Below are 17,829 nucleotides of genomic sequence, written 5' to 3'. Positions count from 1 at the left end.
GATGAGTGAGACACCATCCGACGCGAGTGCGGTGGCGACTGGCCCCGATGGAGAAGGCGATATCCAGGCAGTGGCCGCCCGCGTCGACGCGCACGCCGACGACCTGATCGCGCTCCTGGACCTGCTGTCGGTCGTCCGGGGCTTCGGCGACGACCTGGTACCGGAGCTCCGGACGGCGGTCGAAGAGAACCGCGAGCCGCTGGCGGACCTGCGAACCGCGCTGGAGAACGAGGAGACGATGCAACTCGTCGAACAGGTCGGCGACAACGCCGACGCGCTGGCGGACCTGCTCGACCTGGTCGTCGTCGCGCAGGACCTCTCGACGGAGCTCGTCCCCGAGTTACGCACCGTCGCCGCCGAGAACCGCGGTGAGATCGCGGAACTTCGAATGGCGTTCGAGCGCGAGGAGACGCTGGTTCTGTTGCGCCGGCTCGGCGACAACACCGACACGTTCCTCGATCTGCTGGCGACGCTCGAGGTGACCAGCGACGCACTTGCTGACGTGGCCCCCGAGGACGAGGCGGCCGCCGAGGCGGCACGTGCGGACGTTCGCCGGCTCGCGACGGCGTTCGACCGCGCGGAGTCGGTCGAGACGCTCGTCGCGCTGGGCGAAAATATGGAGACCCTTCACGGGCTTCTCGCACTTCTCGATGGGTTCGGCGACGCCGCCGACCGCAGCACCGAGGAGTACTACCAACTCGGCACGCAGTTAGGGCAGGCCGCGGACGTCGTCGAGCGCGCGAGCGACCCGCAGGTCGTCGAGACGGTCGACGCCGGGGTCAGCGCGTTCACCGACGAGACGAACGACCGCCGAGTCGGCCTGTTCGGACTTCTCTCGGCGTTCCGGAACGACGACGTTCAGCGCACCATCGGAACGATGATCGAGGCAACCGAACGGGCCGGACGCGCGCAGGCACCCGATCGATCGAACTGATCGTGTGCTCGGTGGCGGTGAGCGGGGACCGTGCAGTTCGTCGCCCCGACGGTGACCCGATCGGAGAGAACCAAACTACGTCGTGAGGGCGTCTCGTCTGTCGTGGTCGCTGACTGCAGCGTTTCACTACGTGATGCGGTGTGGAACGGGGATCGGAGGGGTTTCGATCGTGCTGCGGGTCGCTACGACCCGTCGTCGACGACGGCGACGGCCTCGATCTCGACGAGGAGTTCCGGGGTGATCAGCCGGCTCACTTCCAGCATACTCGTCGCCGGTCGGACGTCACCGAAGTACTCGCCGTGGGCGTCCCCGATCGCCTCCCAGTCCTCGATGTCGGTGACGAACAGCCGGGTGCGGACGACGTCGTCGAGCGACGCGTCGGCCTCCCTGAGGGCGGCTTCGATGTTCGCAAGGGCCTGTTTGGTCTGCGCGGCGGGATCGCCCTCGCCGACGACGTCGCCCTCGTCGTCGGTCGCGGTCGTCCCGGAGACGTGGATCTGTGAGCCGACCCGGACCGCTCGAGAGTACCCGACCTTCGATTCCCACTCTGTGCCTGAGGCGATTCGACGGCGTTCCATACCTACTGGGAACGGGCGATTCTGAAACCTGTTTCGGGGACTACCGGGGAGGAGGAAACGATCGCCGTCGTCCGCCGAACCGGTTCAGAGTAGGACGTCGATCCCGCCTGAAACGTCAGTCCCGAAGCCACGTCGGGACGTTCTCGATCGTCTGTGGGGAGTCGACCGCAACAGGTAGCTCGCTCCGGCGTGGAGCGCTTCTCACGTGTCAGTGGTCCGGATTCCTTTGGACGGGAGCAGTCGTGCGGGTCGATCCCGTACGCTCGGCACGGCTCGTCGATGAAGATGATCGGTCCCCTCTCGGAATCCTCGGGCGTCAGTTCGCCCGTGGATACGGATCTGGAATGTTGGGAAGAAGCCTTCTGCCCCTCACAGAAGTACACGAGTCGTTTGCGTCGGCTACGCCCTCGGCTTCGGTCGGTACACCATCTCCATCGGGAGACCTGCTTCGTCTTCCTCGGGATCATCCGGAAGCGTTTCGAGACCGTCTCCGTCGCCGCGGGCGGTCAGCGCGACTGCGAAGGCGTCGACGACGTCGTCAGTCGATGGCGAGCCACCGAGGTCTCCGGTTCCGACTTCCCAGAGGTGATCGTACACGTCCTCCTCGAGCGTCCGAAGAACGGCGACTCGCTCCCAGAAGGCTCGCGCTCCATCGTTGGTCTTCGAGTACGCCATCTCTTCACCGGCGAACGCCCAGAAGCAGACTTCGGGATGTGCCTCCCGTATCGCGCCGCGAGCAGCTTCGTTTTCCAGAAGGAACCGATCGACCTCGTCGATCTTCGGCGTGATGCCCCACGTCTGCCGGTTCAGGCTCCCGTCGGTTCGCTCCTCCTGTTTCTCCTTGGCGTCCTCGTAGGAGTCCTGGCGGGCTGCCTGCCGCACCGGGGTTGGAAAGACGCTCCTGTATCGATCGGGCTTGAGTACGTCACGCGCGGCTGCATCACACTCCCGTGGATCACTGGAGTTCTCGCGAAGCCCGATCGGGACGTCGACGAGGATCCGCTCGGCATCGGCGTGGCTCTCCCAGAGATCGGAGACGTCTTCGTAGAACCACGCCCCCACGAAATCCGTGTCCGAGTACACCACTGCAATCCACCCCTCCGGACAACCGTCGACGCCGACGTAGGTGTTCATTGGCGGTGTCGTAGAGGGTTCCCACACGCTTCGTTTCTTCGCAAAGTAGCTACGAAACGGTGAAAACCGTACTGTCGGCTGGAACGAGTGCTACTACCCCGGCAACAGGCACACGTCTGTGCCCTCCACCCCCGAGCACCCGAGGGCGAACACGCGAACCGCTGCAGACGGCCAGGGATCAATTTCGACGATCCCGGGGCATCTCTCACTGCGAAACCGATCCGAGGACGAACGTGCCGTATATCCACATCGCGAGCAACACCCCACCGACCGCGAGCACGACGGTGCCGCCCAGCCGGAACACTGCTCGTCGGTGCGGGCGCATCTCCTCGTAGTATTCGGGGTCTTCCGAGGGGGGTTTCCAACTAGCCACCTCCGCGAACCGTTCCTGTAACGCGAGCGCGGTATCGACGCGAAACACGAGCACGTACCCGACTCCGAGGAGCGCGACGGCCATAAGACCCAGTAGGATAAATGCGGGCGACACTGTTCAGCCGGGTCGTAATTGAGAGCGCCAGTTGAATCCTTGGGTAGCAGATCCGCCCTGTGTGATCGACGGGCGGCGTGAACCCACCATCACTCGTCACTCCGAGGGTCGCGGAACGTCAGTGACCCGACGGCGGTGATCCGTCCACCGCGGCCGCTCCGCCCCGTGAGAGTCCGTTTCGGCACTCGACGACTGCCGTGACCGATCTCCATCGCCTATCCTTAACTATAATACCTGTCAAATAGTTGTATTCAGTATGGCAGGAGTTAGCAGGACCGTTTTAACGGAGATGTACGAGAATATGGTGACCGCTCGCCACTACGAGGAGCGGTTGCAGGAGGAGTATCTGGAGGGCAAACAGCCGGCCTTCGACATCTCGGCCGGGCCGATTCCCGGAGAACTCCACCTCGCCGCGGGACAGGAGGCGGCGGCCGCGGGCGTCTGCCAGCACCTCCGCGACGACGACGCGGTGACCGCGCCGCACCGGCCCCACCACGTCGCCATCGCGAAGGGCGTGGATCTCCAGCGAATGACCGCCGAAATCTTCGGCCGGCAGACGGGACTGGGAAAGGGGAAGGGCGGACATATGCACCTGTTCGACCCCGAGGTCCACTTCGCCTGCAGCGGGATCATCGCCGAGGGCTGTCCCCCCGCCGCCGGCGCGGGCCTCGCGGCGAAGAAGCGAAACGAGGACAGCGTCGCCGTCGCGTACCTCGGGGAGGGCGCGATCGACCAGGGCGCGTTCCTGGAGTCGCTGAACTTCGCGGCGGTCTTCGATCTCCCGGTCGTCTTCGTCATCGAGGACAACGACTGGGCGATCAGTATGCCCAAAGAACGCGTCACCGACGTCGAGAACGGCGCGAATCGGGCCGACGGGTTCGAGATGCCCGGCGTCCGCGTCGACGCCGACGACGCCGTCGAGATCTACGAGGTCGCCGGCGAGGCGATCGGCCGCGCCCGCGACCGCAACGGACCGACGGTCCTCGAAGTGCAGGTGCACCGTCGGATGGGCCACTTTATGGGAGACCCCCAGACCTATCGGCCGGAAGCGGACCAAGACGCGGCTCTCGCACGCGACTCCATCGAGCGACTGGAGGCGGACCTCCGCGACTACGGCGTGGACGACGAGACGATGGAATCGATCCGCGAAGAGTCCCACGAGCGGGTCGAGGCGGCGATCGCGTGGGCCAAAGAGCAGCCGAAACCGGACCCGGCGGACGCATACGAGGATATGTTCGTGAATCCACCGAGCGGCGTGACCGACAGCGAACCCGACTTCGACGTCGCAGGGGGTGACGACTGATGTCCGACGCCAGCGGCGAGACCCGCGACCTGACGATGAGCAGGGCGATGGTCTCGGCCATCGCCCACGAGATGCGGGAGAACGACGAGGTGTTCTACATGGGCGAGGACGTCGCCGACTACGGCGGCATCTTCGACTCGACGGAGGGCCTCCGCGAGGAGTTCGGCTACGACCGGGTGATGGACGTCCCGATCAGCGAGACCGCGTATCTGGGAGCGGCGGTCGGGGCCGCTCAGGAGGGAATGCGGCCCATCGCGGAACTGATGTTCGTCGACTTCTTCGGCGTCGCGATGGATCAGATCTACAACCAGATGGCCAAGAACACCTATATGAGCGGCGGCAACGTCTCTGTGCCGATGGTGCTCACCGCCGCCGTCGGCGGCACCTACAACGACGCCGCCCAGCACTCCCAGACGCTGTACGGCACCTTCGCCCACGTCCCCGGGCTGAAAGTCGTCGTTCCCTCGACCGCCTACGAGGCGAAGGGCTTGATGCACAACGCCATCCGCGACGACGACCCCGTCCTCTATATGTTCCACAAGCGCCTGATGGGGATCGGCTGGCTCCCCGCCCCGGACGGGCCGAAGACGCCCGTCCCACAGACCGACTACACGATCCCGTTCGGCAGCGCCGACGTGAAGCGCGACGGCGACGACGTCACGATCGTGACGCTCGGCCTGCACGTCCACCGGGCGCTGGAGGCGGCAGCGGACCTCGCCGACGACGGGATCGACGCCGAGGTCGTCGACCTGCGGTCGCTCGTCCCGCTGGACACCGACACCATCGTCGAGTCGGTCGAGAAGACGGGGAACCTCGTCGTCGTCGACGAGGACTACCGCTCCTACGGCGTGACGGGCGAGATCGTCGCCAGCGTCGCCGACGAGGCGCTCGCCGCGCTCGATTCGGTCGAGCGCGTCGCGCTCCCTGACGTGCCGATCCCGTACTCGCGGCCGATGGAGAACGAGGTGGTCCCGGACGTCGACGACATCGCCGCGGCCGTCCGGAGGACGCAGTGACCAGATGAGCGGAACCGACGACCGCGTTCCGGTGACCGCCGACGAGTGGGCCGACGAGGCCGACAGCGACGAGGGGATCGTCGTCAACTGGTTCGTCCGGGAAGGCGCGACGGTCGAGGAAGGAGAGAGCGTCTGTGAGATCCAGATCGAGAAGGTCAGCATCGACGTGCTCGCGCCGGCCAGTGGGACGATAGCCGAGATCGTCAAAGCGGAAGACGACGAGTTCGAGCGCGGCGACACGCTGGCGTGGATCACCCCGGAAGCGTAGGAGTGGATTGGGGGAGATATCGGCCCGTACCGTCCTCCGGCTGACGGCGATTCCTCCTACCGGTTTCGGGGCTCCCGAACGAATGGACAACGGTTTGTGCCTCCACCGCGCTCGAACGTCGTATGCACGCCATCACGAACAGCGGCTGGATCGAGGTCGTCACGGGGTCGATGTTCTCCGGAAAGACCGAGGAGGTCCTCCGTCGCCTCCGGCGCGCGGAGATCGCGGGTCAGGAGGTCGCCGCGTTCAAACCGGCTGTCGACGACCGCTACGGGGAGACGACCGTCGGGTCACACGTCGGTCGGCAGTGGAACGCCGCCGTCGTTCCCAGCGAGGGCGAGGGGGTCTGGGAGATCCGCGAGCGTCTCGACGGCGAGGACGTCGTCGCGGTCGACGAGGCGAACTTCTTCGGCCCGGAACTGGTGGACGTCTGTCAGCGCCTCGCCGACGACGGCCGCCGGGTGGTCGTCTCGGGAATCGACCAGACGTACAGGGGCGAGCCGTTCGAGCCGCTGCCCCAACTGATGGCCGTCGCGGAGTACGTCGACAAACTGCAGGCCATCTGCTCGCAGTGCGGCGAGCCGGCGACGCGGAACCAGCGGCTCGTCGAGGGCGAACCCGCCCACGTCGACGATCCGACCATCGTCGTCGGCGCCGAGGAGTCCTACGAGGCCCGGTGCCGGAACTGTCATACGCTTCGCCGCGAGTAGTTCACACACCGTGACCACCTGGGTCGAGAATCCCGACGGCGGCCGCGAGCGCGGACCGCGCGGGCTCCTGCGTGCGTGGGTCGAAGTCCTCGTCAGGCCGCAACAGTTCTTCAGGAACGGCGTCGCGCCGGGCGATCAGGCACCGGGGCTGGTCTTCGCCGTGGTCGTCGCCGTGGCCTACACAATCGGGCTCTTCGCGTTCGCCCCCGAGCGGATTCCGGCGCTGGCCGGCGGTCGAACCGTGTCGGTCGCGCTCGCGCTCGCCGCCGTGGCGCTCGTCGTCGCCCCCGCGGCGCTGCACCTGACCGCCGCGTTGCAGACGGTCATCCTGATCGTCGCGGTTCGAGACCGGGCGGGCGTGAGCGAGACAGTTCAGGTCGTCGCCTACGCCACGGCCCCGTGCGTCGTCGCCGGTCTCCCCTGGCCGGCGCTGCGACTCGTCTGTGCACTCTACGGGGGCGCGCTGCTCGTGATCGGCCTCCGGGAAGTGCACGGGACGACGACCGTCCGCGCCCTCGCCGCCGGGGCCGTCCCGGCGACGCTGCTCTTCGGCTCCGCGTTCGGCGGTCTCGACGCCGGGGAGGCCGTTCTCCGGGCCGCCGGACTGATCTGACGGACGGAACGCGACCGTGAGACGGATGCACACCCGGAGCGCAGGAATTCGACAATCGTTTTAGGCGCGACACACTGTACTCTCTCAATGGATTGGATTACGCACGACGAGGACGTCTGGTTCGATTTCCGGGGAGATTCCCCGAAGCAGCTCACGCCGGGGCGGTACTACAAGGGTACCGTCGATGGATTCGCGGATTTCGGCGTCTTCGTCGACCTCGCGCCCGGAGTGACCGGGCTCCTGCACCGTAGCGAACTCGACCGTCGCCTCGAGAGCCTCGACTGGGAGTCCGGCGACACCGTCTTCGTCCAGGTGAAGAACGTCCGGAGCAACGGGAACATCGATCTCGGCTGGTCGATTCGTCAGTCGGAGTCGGAGTTCCGGGGTGCGCGCGTCCACGACCCCGACGGCGACGACGACGGCGAACCGATCGACAACGGCTCCGCCGACGACGGTCCCACGCCGGTCAAGAAGACGCCGAAGGGGATCTCGACGAAATCCCGTGTCGGCAACGGGACGGATTCGACCGAGGACACCGAACAGTCGGCTTCCACGTCGGCAGCAACGGAAACCGAACGCCCGGACGACGATGGCGACTCTGTGGACGCCAGTGAGGCGTCCGGAGATGAGGTCACCGAAACGACCGAGGAAGCGGACGCGGAGACCGAGTTCGAGTTCGAGGAGGCGTCCGAATCGGACGCGACAACCGACGACGAGGAACCGACGGAAGTCGAAGCGCCCGAGCGCGTCACCGTCGACTCCCTCGGCGACCGCGTTGGCGAACGCGTCCGGATCGAAGGAGAGGTCGTCGGAGCGCGTCAGACCGGCGGGCCGACCATCTTCGAGGTCCGCGACGAGACGGCCGTCGTCGACTGCGCGGCGTTCGTCGAAGCCGGCGTCCGCGCGTACCCCGAGGTCGACGAGGGCGACGTCGTCAGACTCGACGGCGAGGTCGAACTCCGACGCGGCGAACTGCAGGTCGAAACCGAGGAGTTGACGGCTCTCTCCGGAGACGAGGCCGCGACCGTCGAAACCCGGCTCGAAGACGCGCTCTCGGAGAAGGCTCGTCCGGAGACCGTCGAGCCGCTCGCGGCGGACGAGGCGGTCGAGGCCGTCACCGATCAACTCGCGGACGCCGCGGAAGCGATCCGGACCGCCGTGTTGCAGTCGCGACCGATCGTCGTCCGCCACGCCGCTACCGCCGACGGCTACGTCGCCGGCGCGGCCATCGAACGCGCGGTGCTGCCGCTCATCCGGGAGGAGCACGCCCGCGCGGACGCCGAGTACCACTTCTTCACCCGACGGCCGCTCGACGATCCCGTCTACGGGATGGACGCCGCGACCAACGACGTGACGCGAATGCTGCAGGACAACGAGCGCCACGACGAGAAACTGCCGCTCGTGGTTCTCGTCGGCGTCGGCGGCACCACGGACTCGCTCGACGGCCTCGGACTCCTCGGCGTCTACGGGGCGTCCCGGGTCGTCGTCGACGCCGACGCGGTCGACACCGAAATCGTCGACGAGGCGAGCGTCCTCGTCTCGCCGAGCCTCACCGACGTCGACGCCTCGGGCCTCTCGACTGGTGCGCTCGGTGCGAACCTCGCGGCCGCCGTCAACGCCGACGCGAGCGACGACCTCGCGCACCTCCCCGCGGTGAGCTACTGGCAGGAGACGCCGGCGGCGTACGTCGACCTCGCGAGCGAGGCCGGCTACGGCGCCGACGGGACTCGCAAGCTCCGCGAGGCCGTCGCGCTGGAAGCCTACTACCAGTCCTACCAGGACAAACGCGAGCTCATCACCGACCTGCTGTTCGAGGACGACGGCGGCCTCGCCGGTCATGTCTCCGAGCAGTTCCGGATCAAACTCGACGACGAGGTCGAGACCGCCGAAGCGAACCTCGAAACCCGGGAGGTCGACGGCGTCTCGGTCGCCGTCCTCGACGCCGACTCCTACAGTCACCGCTTCGACTTCCCGCCGACGTCGCTGCTCGCGGACGCGCTGCACCGCCGGGCCGACGACGACCGGGTGGCGACGATCGTCTACTCCACGGACGAGCTGTTCGTCCGCGCCGAGGGCGTCGACGTCCGGACCGCTGCGGCCGACGCCAGTGACGCCGTCCCCGAGGGCGGAATCACGGCCGTCGGCATCCGACAGAACCGCGTGGAGTTCCTCTCCGGCGCGCGAGAGGACGTCGTCGACGCCGTCGCCGCGGCCGTCGTCGACCAGCTCTGAACTCGGCCACGCCGTCGTTCGACGCGTTCACGATCCTGCGGAGCGACACGCTTAACCCCGAAACGGGACGAGAAATTGGTAATGAACCGCTCTTCGCCGCGACTGTGGGAGGTGCTTCGCCGGTGAGCGCCGACGCCGATCCCGAGCCCGGGTCAGAGGGGGAATCAGACCCGACGGAGACCGAGGCGTTCCGACGCACCTGCGAGGACCTCGTTCAGCGGATCCTGGACGGCGACGTCGGACGCGACGATCTGGAGTCCGCGAAGCTCGACGCCTGCTCGACGCATTCCTCGCCGAAGGTCCCGAAGAACGCGGAGATCCTCCAGCACGCGCCGCAGGGTCGACGCGAGGAGGTCAAGGAGGTCGTCCAGCGCAAGCCCGTCCGAACCGCTTCGGGCGTCTCCCCGGTGGCGATTATGACCTCGCCGCAGATGTGTCCGCACGGGAAGTGCCTCTACTGTCCGGGCGGTCCGGCCTCGGAGTTCGACTCCGCGCAGTCCTACACGGGCCACGAACCGGCCGCAGCGCGCGGCGAGCAGAACGAGTACGACCCCTACGGACAGGTGACGCTCCGCCTCGAACAGCTGCGACACATCGGGCACCCCGTCGACAAAGTCGAACTCATCCTGATGGGCGGGACGATGACCGCGCGCAGCCACGACTACCAGGAGTGGTTCGTCAAGCGCGCCCTGGAGGCGTTGAACGACTACGACCTCGACTCCGAGCCCTCGCCAGCGGAGGATCAGTCGTTCAAGCCGGACCCCGAGGACGTCGAGTTCCGCTACGTCGAAGACGTGATCACCGAGAACGAGACGGCCGACATCCGGAACATCGGCACGACGTTCGAGACGAAGCCCGACTGGTGCGATCCCGAGCAGATCGACCGGATGCTGGATCTGGGCGCGACCAAAGTGGAGGTCGGCGTTCAGACGACCTACGAGCGGATCAATCGCGAGATGCACCGCGGTCACGGCGTGCAGGCGTCGATCGACGCGAACCGCAGGCTCCGCGATTCCGGCTTCAAAGTGGGCTTCCATATGATGCCGGGACAACCGGGGATGACGAAGGAGATGATCCTCGAGGACTTCCGGCAACTGTTCGAGCGCGAGGAGTACCGCCCGGACTACCTCAAGATCTACCCGACGCTCGTCGTTCGCGGGACGCGTGTCTACGATCAGTGGCGGCGCGACGAGTTCGAGCCGCTGGGCAACGAGGAGGCCGCCGAGATCGTGAGCGAGGTGATGGGGATGATCCCAGAGTACACGCGACTGCAGCGCGTCCAACGCGACATCCCCGCGGACTTCATCGACGCCGGCGTCTGGAAGTCGAACCTCCGGCAGCTCGCCGCGCAGCGGGCCGAAGAGAAGGGGATCGACCTCCGAGACATCCGTGCCCGCGAGGCCGGGATGAACGAGGCCGACCCCGACCCCGAGCGAGTCGAGTTGAACGTGACGACCTACGACGTCGCCGGCGGGACCGAGCACTTCCTCGCGTTCGAGGACCCCGTCGAGGATCTGCTCGTCGGGTTCTGTCGGCTCCGATTCCCGAACGACCCGGTCCGTCGAGAACTGACGGACGCGGCTATCGTCCGGGAACTCCACGTCTACGGGAGCGAGGCCGGCATCGGCAGCGGCGAGGGCGAGTGGCAGCACAGGGGCTACGGGCGACGCTTGATCCGCCGGGCGGAGGAACTCGCCGCCGATGCCGGCTACGGGAAACTCGCGATCATCTCCGGCATCGGCGCGCGGGAGTACTACCGGGAGAAGCTCGGCTACCACCAGGACGGGCCGTACGTCTCCAAGCCGCTGTCGTGACTTCCGGGTCGCGTTGCCGTGGCGAACAGTCGGCACCCGCAGGTCGACGGCATCGCCGGCGCTGAGGACGGCAGCAACGGCGGGAGCGTCGGCTCTGTCCCGCGCCGACGTGCCGAGCAACCGCGACCCGACGCGGGGTGGCGTTCAGATCACGGGGGTGCTGGTCCCGGGATCGCTGATAAACGTTCGCCGTTCTCGATTTGCGGTTCGCGGAACCGCAGGCGCTACGACAGCGCTTTCGCCATCTCGACGTGCGGGATTCCCGCCTCTTCGAATTCGTCGCCGTAGGCCTCGTATCCGAGCGTTTCGTAGAATTCCTGCACGGGCGTCTGCGCGTGGAGTTCGAGTCGATCGAACCCAGCCTCGCGAGCGTGTGACTCAACGGTGTCCATCACGCGACGGCCCCAACCCTCGCCGCGTCTGTCGGCGGCGACGACGACGCGTTCGACCTTGCCCGTCGCCGATTCGTCGGCGTCTGCGTCGACGGCTCGGAACCGCGCCGCGCCGACGACGTCGCCGTCGTCGTAGGCAACGAAGTGGGTCGCGTCCGCCCCGGGTTCGTCGTGCTCGTCCCACTCGATACCCTCGTCGACGCCCTGTTCGTCGACGAAGACCTCCCGGCGGATCGAGAACGCAGCCCGGCGTTCGGCGTCCGTCGAGACGACGAACACGCCGGTTCGGGGCTCCCGCTCTCGTACGTCTCGGTCGCGGGGGTCGTCGCCGCGCTCGTCCGTGTCGCGCTCGGCAGTCACAGGCGGTCGAACGTCGGCCGTACAACTGAGCGTTTCGGACTCTCTCCCCGAGACAGCCGGTCGAGAACTCACTCCGAGTTGCGGACCGAGGGTTCGTCGGCGTCGAAATCACCCGAGTGAACTCGGGAAAATTGTGTTCCGTCTACCGTCGCCGTGAGGCGACCGAAGTCGGTATTAGTTGCGAACGAGGTTCGTCGCGCGCGGTCCCTTGGGGGACGATTCGATCTCGAAGTCGACGTCCTGCCCCTCTTCGAGGTCCGGACCGCCAACGTCCTCCATGTGGAAGAACACGTCGTCGTCAGAGTCGTCCGTCGAAATGAAACCGTAGCCGCCAGTGTCGTTGAAGAAGTCAACCTTACCGTTTGCCATTGCAAACAAACGTAAACCGCGTTCGGGGATAAGACTTGCGCGGGTCGCGGTACCACGACTGTCATTCGATCTGCGCCCCGGTTTCGCGCGGCTCCGAGCCTGCAGAATCGCTACCGATGGTCGGCTCGGGCGCCGCTATCGACCGGACTGCGGGCTCCCGAACCGCCGGGGCCGCTGGGGTCGTCTCCTCGGATCTGCACGTACGCGTCCGCGATAATGCCGTAGAGCGCGACGAACAGGAGGGTGCTGACAGTGTTCGTCACCAGGTCGCCGACGACCGGTGCCCCGGCGAGGTCGAACACCGTCGCCAGCACGCCGACGATACCGCCGATGACGCCGCTGAGCAGGACGATGACCGCGAGTTTCAGCCGGTTCCCCTTCGTTCGATTCCAACTGCGCTTGATCGCGCCGATGGCGCGTTCGTCCTCGATCGCGACCTCGAAGAAGAAGAACAGGAGGCACGCTCCGAGGTAGATTCCCGGGAGGAAGAGGAACACCAGACCGATAGTCACCGCGATGCTGACCACGATGCCGCCGCCGATCACCGAGAGGGTCGCCCGCCCGATCCGACGCGTGTACAGTTCCCGCGGGAACGTCGCGAGTTCGGACATCGGTCGCGTGATCCCCCGGGCAAGCACGACGAAATACGTGGCGCTGAGGATCGCAACGAGGAGGAAGAGGGCGGTCGCAACGGTCCCCGAGATCGGAAGCGTCAGTCCCAGCGTCTCCTGGGTCTGCGCCGCCGCTTCGGGTGGGAGAAACCCGATGACGGCCGTGTTGACCGAGGTCTGGAGGAGAATCTGCAAGGCCAACAGCGCGGCGAACAGCACGCCGCCGGTTCGGGAGAGCACCCGTCTGATACCGTCGATGAACGATCGGCCGAGTTGGAGGGCCATACCCGTTTGCTGTTCGCCCGGAATCAAAAGACTACGCAAGGCTCAGATTCAGATTTCAGCAACGGCTGGACAGTGCGGGACGCTAAAAAATATCGGGGTGTACGACGCGCTTCGTCGCCGAGCGTCGCTTACTCGAAGAGTTCGACGGCCTGCTCGTAGCGGGCGCTGGGCTCCTCCCAGTCGACGACCTCGAAGAAGTTCTCGACGAAGTCGCCGCGGGCCGGACCGTAGTCGTGGTAGTAGGAGTGCTCCCAGACGTCCAGCGCGAGCACCGGATGGCTGCCCCAGAGTGCGCCCTGGTCGTGCTTGTCGACGACCACGTTGCGCAGCTGGTTCGAGAACGAGTCGTAGACGAGGAGCGCCCAGCCGCTGGCGTTGGACGCTGCGGCCTCGAACTCGCCCTTCCAGGCCTCGTAGGAGCCGAAGTCCTCCTCGATTCGGTCGGCGAGCGCACCGCTCGGCTCGTCGCCGCCCTCCGGCGACATCGAGTTCCAGAAGAGGTCGTGGAGGATGTGACCGCTGCCGTTGTGGGTCACGTTCCGGATCGCTCCGGCCGAAGAGGAAAAGTCGCCCGCGTCGCGGTTCGCTTCGAGCGTCTCCTCGGCCGAATTCCAGCCGTTCACGTAGCCCTGGTGGTGCGTGTCGTGATGCCACGTCAGGACCTGCTCGGAGATGTGCGGTTCGAGGGCGTCGTAGTCGTACGGAAGGGGATCGAGTTCGTAGCTCATATTTGGCCTCCGTTCCATTACACGGACGGATTCCTGTTAAACGTTAAGAGAGGTGTGGTAACACGGTACGTTCGGCCGGGCGCGTAACCGTAAACGGGTACGTGGAACGCGGGACAGTTTTACTCCGCTCGAATCCCCTCACTCGTCGCCGCGGGCGGCCTCGAACATCGCGAGCGCCGCTTCCCGCCGCTCGCCGTGGTCGACGATCGGTTCGGGGTACTCCCCGGCCGTTCGCGCACGCTGGGTCGGCGACAGCTCGTGCCACTCGTGGATCAGGTCGGGATCGACGTCGCGAAGTTCGGGGACGTACTCTTTGATGTACTCCGCGTCTGGGTCGTAGCGCTCGCCCTGCGTCATCGGATTGAAGATCCGGAAGTACGGCTGGGCGTCCGTCCCCGTCGAGGCCGCCCACTGCCAGCCGCCGTTGTCGTTTGCGGTGTCGTGATCGGCCAGGAACTCCCTGAAGTGGTCGTAGCCCTCCCGCCAGTCGATCTGCAGGTCCTTAGTGAGGAAAGACGCGACGATCATCCGGACGCGGTTGTGCATATACGCCTCTGCCTTCAGCTGCCGCATTCCCGCGTCGACGATCGGGTAGCCGGTCTCGCCGTCCTTCCACGCCCGCAACTCTTCGGGATCGTTCCGCCACTCGATCTCGTGCTCGTACTCGCGGAAGTTCTCGGAGACGACTTCGGGATTGAAGAACAGCACGTGCGTGTAGAACTCCCGCCAGGCGAGTTGCGACTGGAACTCCTCGACCGACTCGACCGCGTCGGCGGCGGCGTGCTCCCGCGCCTCGGCGGTCGCGGCGTACACCTCGCGGATCCCGATCGTGCCGAACTTCAGGTCCGTCGAGAGGCGGGAGACGCCGTCGCGGGTCGGGTAGTCCCGATCCTCGGCGTAGCGATAGATGCCGTCCGCACAGAACTCGGTGAGTCGCTCGCGGGCGGGTTCGGTCCCCGCTGCCTGGACATCGGCCTGCGGCTCTTCGAACCCCAGTTCCGCGATCGTCGGGAGGTCGTCGCCGTCGACGGCCGCGAGCGCGTCGGGATCGGGTGCCGGGATCGGGTCGGGCTTCTCTCGGTCGCGCCACTTCTTCCAGAAGTAGGTGTAGACGGAGTAGTGCTCGCCCTCGTTCGTCGTGATCGATCCCGGTTCGTGGAAGATGGCGTCGTGAAACGAGGCCCGATCGACGTCGACGGCGTTGAGCGCGCGGCGCACCTCGGCGTCGCGCTCGCGCGCAAGTCCCGAGTAGTCCTTGTTCCAGACGACGCGGTCCGCGTCGTACTCGGCCGCGAGATCCGGGAGGACTGACGCCGGGCCGCCGCGGGCGACGACTAGGTCCGATCCGCGCTCGCGGTACGACGCGCGCAGTTCCGCGAGCGCGTCGAGGAGGTACCGAACGCGGGCGTCGCCGGCGTGTTCGAGGACGTCGTCGTCGAAGACGAACACCGGGACGACAGGTCCCGACGTCGCGGTGGAGTCCGAATCGGCGTCGTGCTCGTCTTCGGCGGACCCGGCGTCGTCCGCGTCCACCGCCCCCGACGCGACCGCGAGCGCCCGGTTGTCAGTCGGTCTGAGGTCCCGCCGATGCCAGTGAATCTCCATATCGGTCGGAAGAACGCCCCCGCCGTCAACGTGTCGGCGGCGCGAGTGCGGACGGGTTCAGCTCTCGGGGCGATCGAGCGGAATCGGATCGATGCCGTCGCGTCGGCCGTCGAGGACCGAGAACCGCTCGCCGCGACGTCGTTCGAGGTAGTGGAGCAGTCGCTCGGCCCACCGGAGTTTCTTCGCCTTCGCCGCGTCGACGGTCGGATCGTCGAAGTCCCACCCCACGAACCGGAGTTCCGCCGCCGAGAGCGCGTCGGCCAGGAACGCCGCCCTGTCGCCGTCGGTGAAGCCGCCGAAGTTGTAGACGGCGTCGACGGGTTCGGCCTGCGTCGTCGCGATCATATGCGTCGCCTCGAACCGCGGGACCCACTCTCGGACCAGCGGCACGTTGTCGCCGTGGGCGTGCGCCGCGACGGGAACGCCCTCGCGGGTCAGTTCCAGCGCCGTCTCGGGGTTCTTGTCGAGGTCCGTCACCAGCAGATCGACTTCGTAACCGGCGTCTCGAACGACGTCCGCAGCCGTCGACGCGGCGAACACCCGGTCGGCGTCGGCGACGCGGTCGACCGCCGCCGAGAGCGACGGCGCGGCGCCGACGACGGCGACGGCGTCGCCCGCGCAGTCGAGGCGCTCGAAGTCGAACGGCTCCGCATATTCGCTGATGACGTCGCGAGCGCGCTCGTCACCGTCTCTCGGATAGCCGAAGTCTCCGAGGATCGATTCGTAGATCGGATTCCAGCGTTCGAAGTTCATAGGAGAGCGTGTGTCCGTGTTCACTCGCGCCATCGTCCGGGAGCGTGCCTTCGGGTACGCAGTGCGTGGCAAGCGCTCTATAGCTGTCGCTCTCGGTCGTTACGGCGTGAGCCGGAATGGCACCAAGTACCCCTACCCGCGTGCCCTCCCGGCTTCCACTTTTCCGGTTTCAATCGATCTGTCATAAGCTTTCCCGTGTTCGATCGCGTCTGACAGGGGGGTACACGGTGTCTGACGCTCGAAACCGAGGCATCCGTCCAGTACCGGAAGCAAAGAAAGCCACTTTGCGTCGGAATCGGGAGGTGAACGCGGCCGCTTCTCACAGGCCGCCGAGGCGGGGCCCCTACGACTTCAGTCTGGAGTCACTCGACGGCCGCAGCGATCGTGCCCAGCGCGTCGGACAGTGCGTCGCCGCCGTCGTCGCCGACTGCGGCTTCGAGGCCCGAGAGCCCACGGGGCGTCCCGAAGAGGAGCACGCGTCGGCCGGTGGACGGTTCGCCTCCGTCGGCCGAGGCGACGCGTTTCTCGGTCGCTCCCTCGGCGACGACGGTCACGCCGGTCTCGACCGCGGCGGTCGAGAGCGCCCCGACGGCCGGATCCGAGAGTCCGGAGAGTTCGATCACGCGAACGACGGCGTCCGCCGCGACCGCCGCTGAGTCGTCGCAACCGATCCGGTCGAGGTGTCGCGCGGCCTCCCGCGTCGTCGTCACGTCCAGTTCCTCGACGGACACGTCGCCGGCGTCGCGGCCGCCGCTCGATCCGCTGAGTCGGGAGCGAGCGAACTCGTGCCCGATGTAGGCGGCGTCTCGGGTCTCCTCGACGTCGTGCGTCCGGATCACGTGTGCGCCGCGTTCGACCGCCATCGACGTCGCCGCCAGCGAGACCGGCAGCGCCTCCTCGGTCGATCGGCCGGTGACCTCGCGGAGGAAGTTCTTGCGGTTGATCGAGACGAGGAGTGGATAGCCCAACCCGCGGAACTCCCGGAGCCGCCGGAACGTCTCTTTGTCGTCTTCGAGCGTCTTCTCCTCGGACCAGCCGCCGAACGCCGGGTCGACGATCGTCTTGTCCGTGAAGCCGTTGAGTGCGAGGGCGTCGTAGATGTCGTCCGCGTAGCCGCGGCTACGCTCCCGTTCGGCGGCGCTCCGCGCCGCCCAGTCGACCGACTCGACCGCGCCGGGGGCCGTGAGATCCGGCGGGGAAGCCATCTTCGCGACCGCGACGTCGTAGTCCTCACAGACCCGCGGCATCTCGGGATCGGCGAACCCGCAGATGTCGTTCACCATATCGAACCCCCGCGAGAGCGCTTCGTCCGCGACCTCGTGGTAGCGGGTCTCGATCGAGAAGACGGCGTCTCCGGAGACGCTCTGTAGCGTCTCGACCGCCGTGTCGAGGCGTTCGAGTTCCGCGTCGGCCGAGAGCACCCCGAAGCGCTTGTTGGCCGATTCGAGGCCGACGTCGACGATGTCCGCGCCCTGGTCGATGAGTTCGCGGTCGACGTAGGCGGCCGCCTCCCCCGGGTCGTCGAAGACGCTCGGGTCGTAGGGCGATTCCTTCGAGACGTTCAGGACCCCCATAATCCGCGGCGGGTGCTCGTCGCCGATCTCCAGCCCGGCAGCGTCCACAGTTCGCATACTCGA

18 protein-coding genes are annotated in these 17,829 nt (G+C 66.9%); 8 read left to right on the top strand and 10 right to left on the bottom strand.

What is annotated here, in order from left to right; genetic code table 11:
* Nucleotide 1: 1 nt before the first annotated feature.
* Nucleotides 2–934 carry a DUF1641 domain-containing protein gene (locus NO360_RS08170; RefSeq protein WP_256307294.1) on the top strand — a complete coding sequence of 311 codons (933 nt, stop codon included), beginning with the start codon at nt 2–4 and terminating at the stop codon, nt 932–934.
* Between the two features lie 182 nt (nt 935–1,116).
* Here NO360_RS08170 and NO360_RS08165 read toward each other — a convergent pair whose 3' ends face one another.
* The 3 genes from NO360_RS08165 to NO360_RS08155 all read right to left on the bottom strand — a co-directional run bounded on the left by NO360_RS08165 (nt 1,117) and on the right by NO360_RS08155 (nt 3,103).
* Complete coding sequence (locus NO360_RS08165) at nt 1,117–1,512, bottom strand: RidA family protein (RefSeq protein ID WP_256307293.1); 396 nt, start codon at nt 1,510–1,512, stop codon at nt 1,117–1,119.
* A 399-nt stretch (nt 1,513–1,911) separates the two neighbouring features.
* Complete coding sequence (locus tag NO360_RS08160; RefSeq protein ID WP_256307292.1) at nt 1,912–2,646, bottom strand: DUF429 domain-containing protein; 735 nt, start codon at nt 2,644–2,646, stop codon at nt 1,912–1,914.
* 205 nt (nt 2,647–2,851) lie between these two features.
* On the bottom strand, nt 2,852–3,103 hold the full coding sequence (locus NO360_RS08155; protein ID WP_256307290.1) for a hypothetical protein: 252 nt from the start codon (nt 3,101–3,103) through the stop codon (nt 2,852–2,854).
* A gap of 319 nt (nt 3,104–3,422) precedes the next feature.
* Here NO360_RS08155 and NO360_RS08150 point away from each other — a divergent pair, with 319 nt between their 5' ends.
* The 7 genes from NO360_RS08150 (at nt 3,423) to NO360_RS08120 (ending at nt 11,089) form a co-directional block, all read left to right on the top strand.
* The gene (locus tag NO360_RS08150; RefSeq protein WP_345780203.1) at nt 3,423–4,436 is read left to right on the top strand and encodes a thiamine pyrophosphate-dependent dehydrogenase E1 component subunit alpha; all 1,014 of its coding nucleotides are present in this window, start codon (nt 3,423–3,425) and stop codon (nt 4,434–4,436) included.
* Nucleotides 4,436–5,452 (top strand): alpha-ketoacid dehydrogenase subunit beta, encoded by a 1,017-nt coding sequence (locus NO360_RS08145; protein ID WP_256307288.1) that lies wholly within the window; start codon nt 4,436–4,438, stop codon nt 5,450–5,452. Before NO360_RS08150 ends, NO360_RS08145 begins: the two co-directional genes overlap by 1 nt.
* 4 nt (nt 5,453–5,456) lie before the next feature.
* On the top strand, nt 5,457–5,720 hold the full coding sequence (locus NO360_RS08140) for a lipoyl domain-containing protein (RefSeq protein ID WP_256307287.1): 264 nt from the start codon (nt 5,457–5,459) through the stop codon (nt 5,718–5,720).
* Nucleotides 5,721–5,842: 122 nt separating this feature from the next.
* The gene (locus NO360_RS08135) at nt 5,843–6,430 is read left to right on the top strand and encodes a thymidine kinase (protein WP_256307285.1); all 588 of its coding nucleotides are present in this window, start codon (nt 5,843–5,845) and stop codon (nt 6,428–6,430) included.
* Between the two features lie 10 nt (nt 6,431–6,440).
* Nucleotides 6,441–7,043, top strand: a complete 603-nt coding sequence (locus tag NO360_RS08130) for a YIP1 family protein (protein ID WP_256307283.1) — start codon at nt 6,441–6,443, stop codon at nt 7,041–7,043.
* Nucleotides 7,044–7,130: 87 nt separating this feature from the next.
* Complete coding sequence (locus tag NO360_RS08125) at nt 7,131–9,275, top strand: DHH family phosphoesterase (RefSeq protein ID WP_256307281.1); 2,145 nt, start codon at nt 7,131–7,133, stop codon at nt 9,273–9,275.
* Between the two features lie 122 nt (nt 9,276–9,397).
* The gene (locus tag NO360_RS08120) at nt 9,398–11,089 is read left to right on the top strand and encodes a tRNA uridine(34) 5-carboxymethylaminomethyl modification radical SAM/GNAT enzyme Elp3 (protein ID WP_256307279.1); all 1,692 of its coding nucleotides are present in this window, start codon (nt 9,398–9,400) and stop codon (nt 11,087–11,089) included.
* A 224-nt stretch (nt 11,090–11,313) separates the two neighbouring features.
* Here the strand turns inward: NO360_RS08120 and NO360_RS08115 are convergent, their stop codons facing one another.
* The 7 genes from NO360_RS08115 to folP form a co-directional block, all read right to left on the bottom strand.
* Nucleotides 11,314–11,760, bottom strand: a complete 447-nt coding sequence (locus NO360_RS08115; RefSeq protein ID WP_256308506.1) for a GNAT family N-acetyltransferase — start codon at nt 11,758–11,760, stop codon at nt 11,314–11,316.
* Nucleotides 11,761–12,015: 255 nt separating this feature from the next.
* Complete coding sequence (locus NO360_RS08110; protein ID WP_049984818.1) at nt 12,016–12,210, bottom strand: cold-shock protein; 195 nt, start codon at nt 12,208–12,210, stop codon at nt 12,016–12,018.
* Between the two features lie 110 nt (nt 12,211–12,320).
* Nucleotides 12,321–13,106 (bottom strand): DUF7847 domain-containing protein, encoded by a 786-nt coding sequence (locus NO360_RS08105; RefSeq protein WP_256307277.1) that lies wholly within the window; start codon nt 13,104–13,106, stop codon nt 12,321–12,323.
* A 128-nt stretch (nt 13,107–13,234) separates the two neighbouring features.
* Nucleotides 13,235–13,834, bottom strand: a complete 600-nt coding sequence (gene sod / locus NO360_RS08100) for a superoxide dismutase (protein WP_256307275.1) — start codon at nt 13,832–13,834, stop codon at nt 13,235–13,237.
* A gap of 138 nt (nt 13,835–13,972) precedes the next feature.
* On the bottom strand, nt 13,973–15,439 hold the full coding sequence (locus NO360_RS08095) for a cryptochrome/photolyase family protein (RefSeq protein WP_256307274.1): 1,467 nt from the start codon (nt 15,437–15,439) through the stop codon (nt 13,973–13,975).
* Between the two features lie 57 nt (nt 15,440–15,496).
* Complete coding sequence (locus tag NO360_RS08090; RefSeq protein WP_256307272.1) at nt 15,497–16,192, bottom strand: 6-hydroxymethylpterin diphosphokinase MptE-like protein; 696 nt, start codon at nt 16,190–16,192, stop codon at nt 15,497–15,499.
* A gap of 362 nt (nt 16,193–16,554) precedes the next feature.
* A complete protein-coding gene (gene folP, locus NO360_RS08085) occupies nt 16,555–17,823 on the bottom strand; it encodes a dihydropteroate synthase (RefSeq protein WP_256307270.1) in 1,269 nt (422 codons plus the stop codon).
* Between the last annotated feature and the right edge of the window lie 6 nt (nt 17,824–17,829).

The sequence above is a fragment of the Halobellus litoreus genome, from assembly GCF_024464595.1.
In the GTDB taxonomy this organism is placed as follows: domain Archaea; phylum Halobacteriota; class Halobacteria; order Halobacteriales; family Haloferacaceae; genus Haloquadratum; species Haloquadratum litoreum.
Note: the sequence above shows the minus strand (reverse complement) of the source record. Positions and strands in the feature narration are given on the sequence as shown.

Bases quoted from the DNA above. Each gene is read 5' to 3' on its own strand.
- NO360_RS08170 (WP_256307294.1), top strand. From the start codon at position 2: ATGAGTGAGACACCATCCGACGCGAGTGCGGTGGCGACTGGCCCCGAT.
- NO360_RS08165 (WP_256307293.1), bottom strand. From the start codon at position 1,512: ATGGAACGCCGTCGAATCGCCTCAGGCACAGAGTGGGAATCGAAGGTC.
- NO360_RS08160 (WP_256307292.1), bottom strand. From the start codon at position 2,646: ATGAACACCTACGTCGGCGTCGACGGTTGTCCGGAGGGGTGGATTGCA.
- NO360_RS08155 (WP_256307290.1), bottom strand. From the start codon at position 3,103: ATGGCCGTCGCGCTCCTCGGAGTCGGGTACGTGCTCGTGTTTCGCGTC.
- NO360_RS08150 (WP_345780203.1), top strand. From the start codon at position 3,423: ATGTACGAGAATATGGTGACCGCTCGCCACTACGAGGAGCGGTTGCAG.
- NO360_RS08145 (WP_256307288.1), top strand. From the start codon at position 4,436: ATGTCCGACGCCAGCGGCGAGACCCGCGACCTGACGATGAGCAGGGCG.
- NO360_RS08140 (WP_256307287.1), top strand. From the start codon at position 5,457: ATGAGCGGAACCGACGACCGCGTTCCGGTGACCGCCGACGAGTGGGCC.
- NO360_RS08135 (WP_256307285.1), top strand. From the start codon at position 5,843: ATGCACGCCATCACGAACAGCGGCTGGATCGAGGTCGTCACGGGGTCG.
- NO360_RS08125 (WP_256307281.1), top strand. From the start codon at position 7,131: ATGGATTGGATTACGCACGACGAGGACGTCTGGTTCGATTTCCGGGGA.
- NO360_RS08110 (WP_049984818.1), bottom strand. From the start codon at position 12,210: ATGGCAAACGGTAAGGTTGACTTCTTCAACGACACTGGCGGCTACGGT.
- NO360_RS08105 (WP_256307277.1), bottom strand. From the start codon at position 13,106: ATGGCCCTCCAACTCGGCCGATCGTTCATCGACGGTATCAGACGGGTG.
- sod (WP_256307275.1), bottom strand. From the start codon at position 13,834: ATGAGCTACGAACTCGATCCCCTTCCGTACGACTACGACGCCCTCGAA.
- NO360_RS08095 (WP_256307274.1), bottom strand. From the start codon at position 15,439: ATGGAGATTCACTGGCATCGGCGGGACCTCAGACCGACTGACAACCGG.
- NO360_RS08090 (WP_256307272.1), bottom strand. From the start codon at position 16,192: ATGAACTTCGAACGCTGGAATCCGATCTACGAATCGATCCTCGGAGAC.
- folP (WP_256307270.1), bottom strand. From the start codon at position 17,823: ATGCGAACTGTGGACGCTGCCGGGCTGGAGATCGGCGACGAGCACCCG.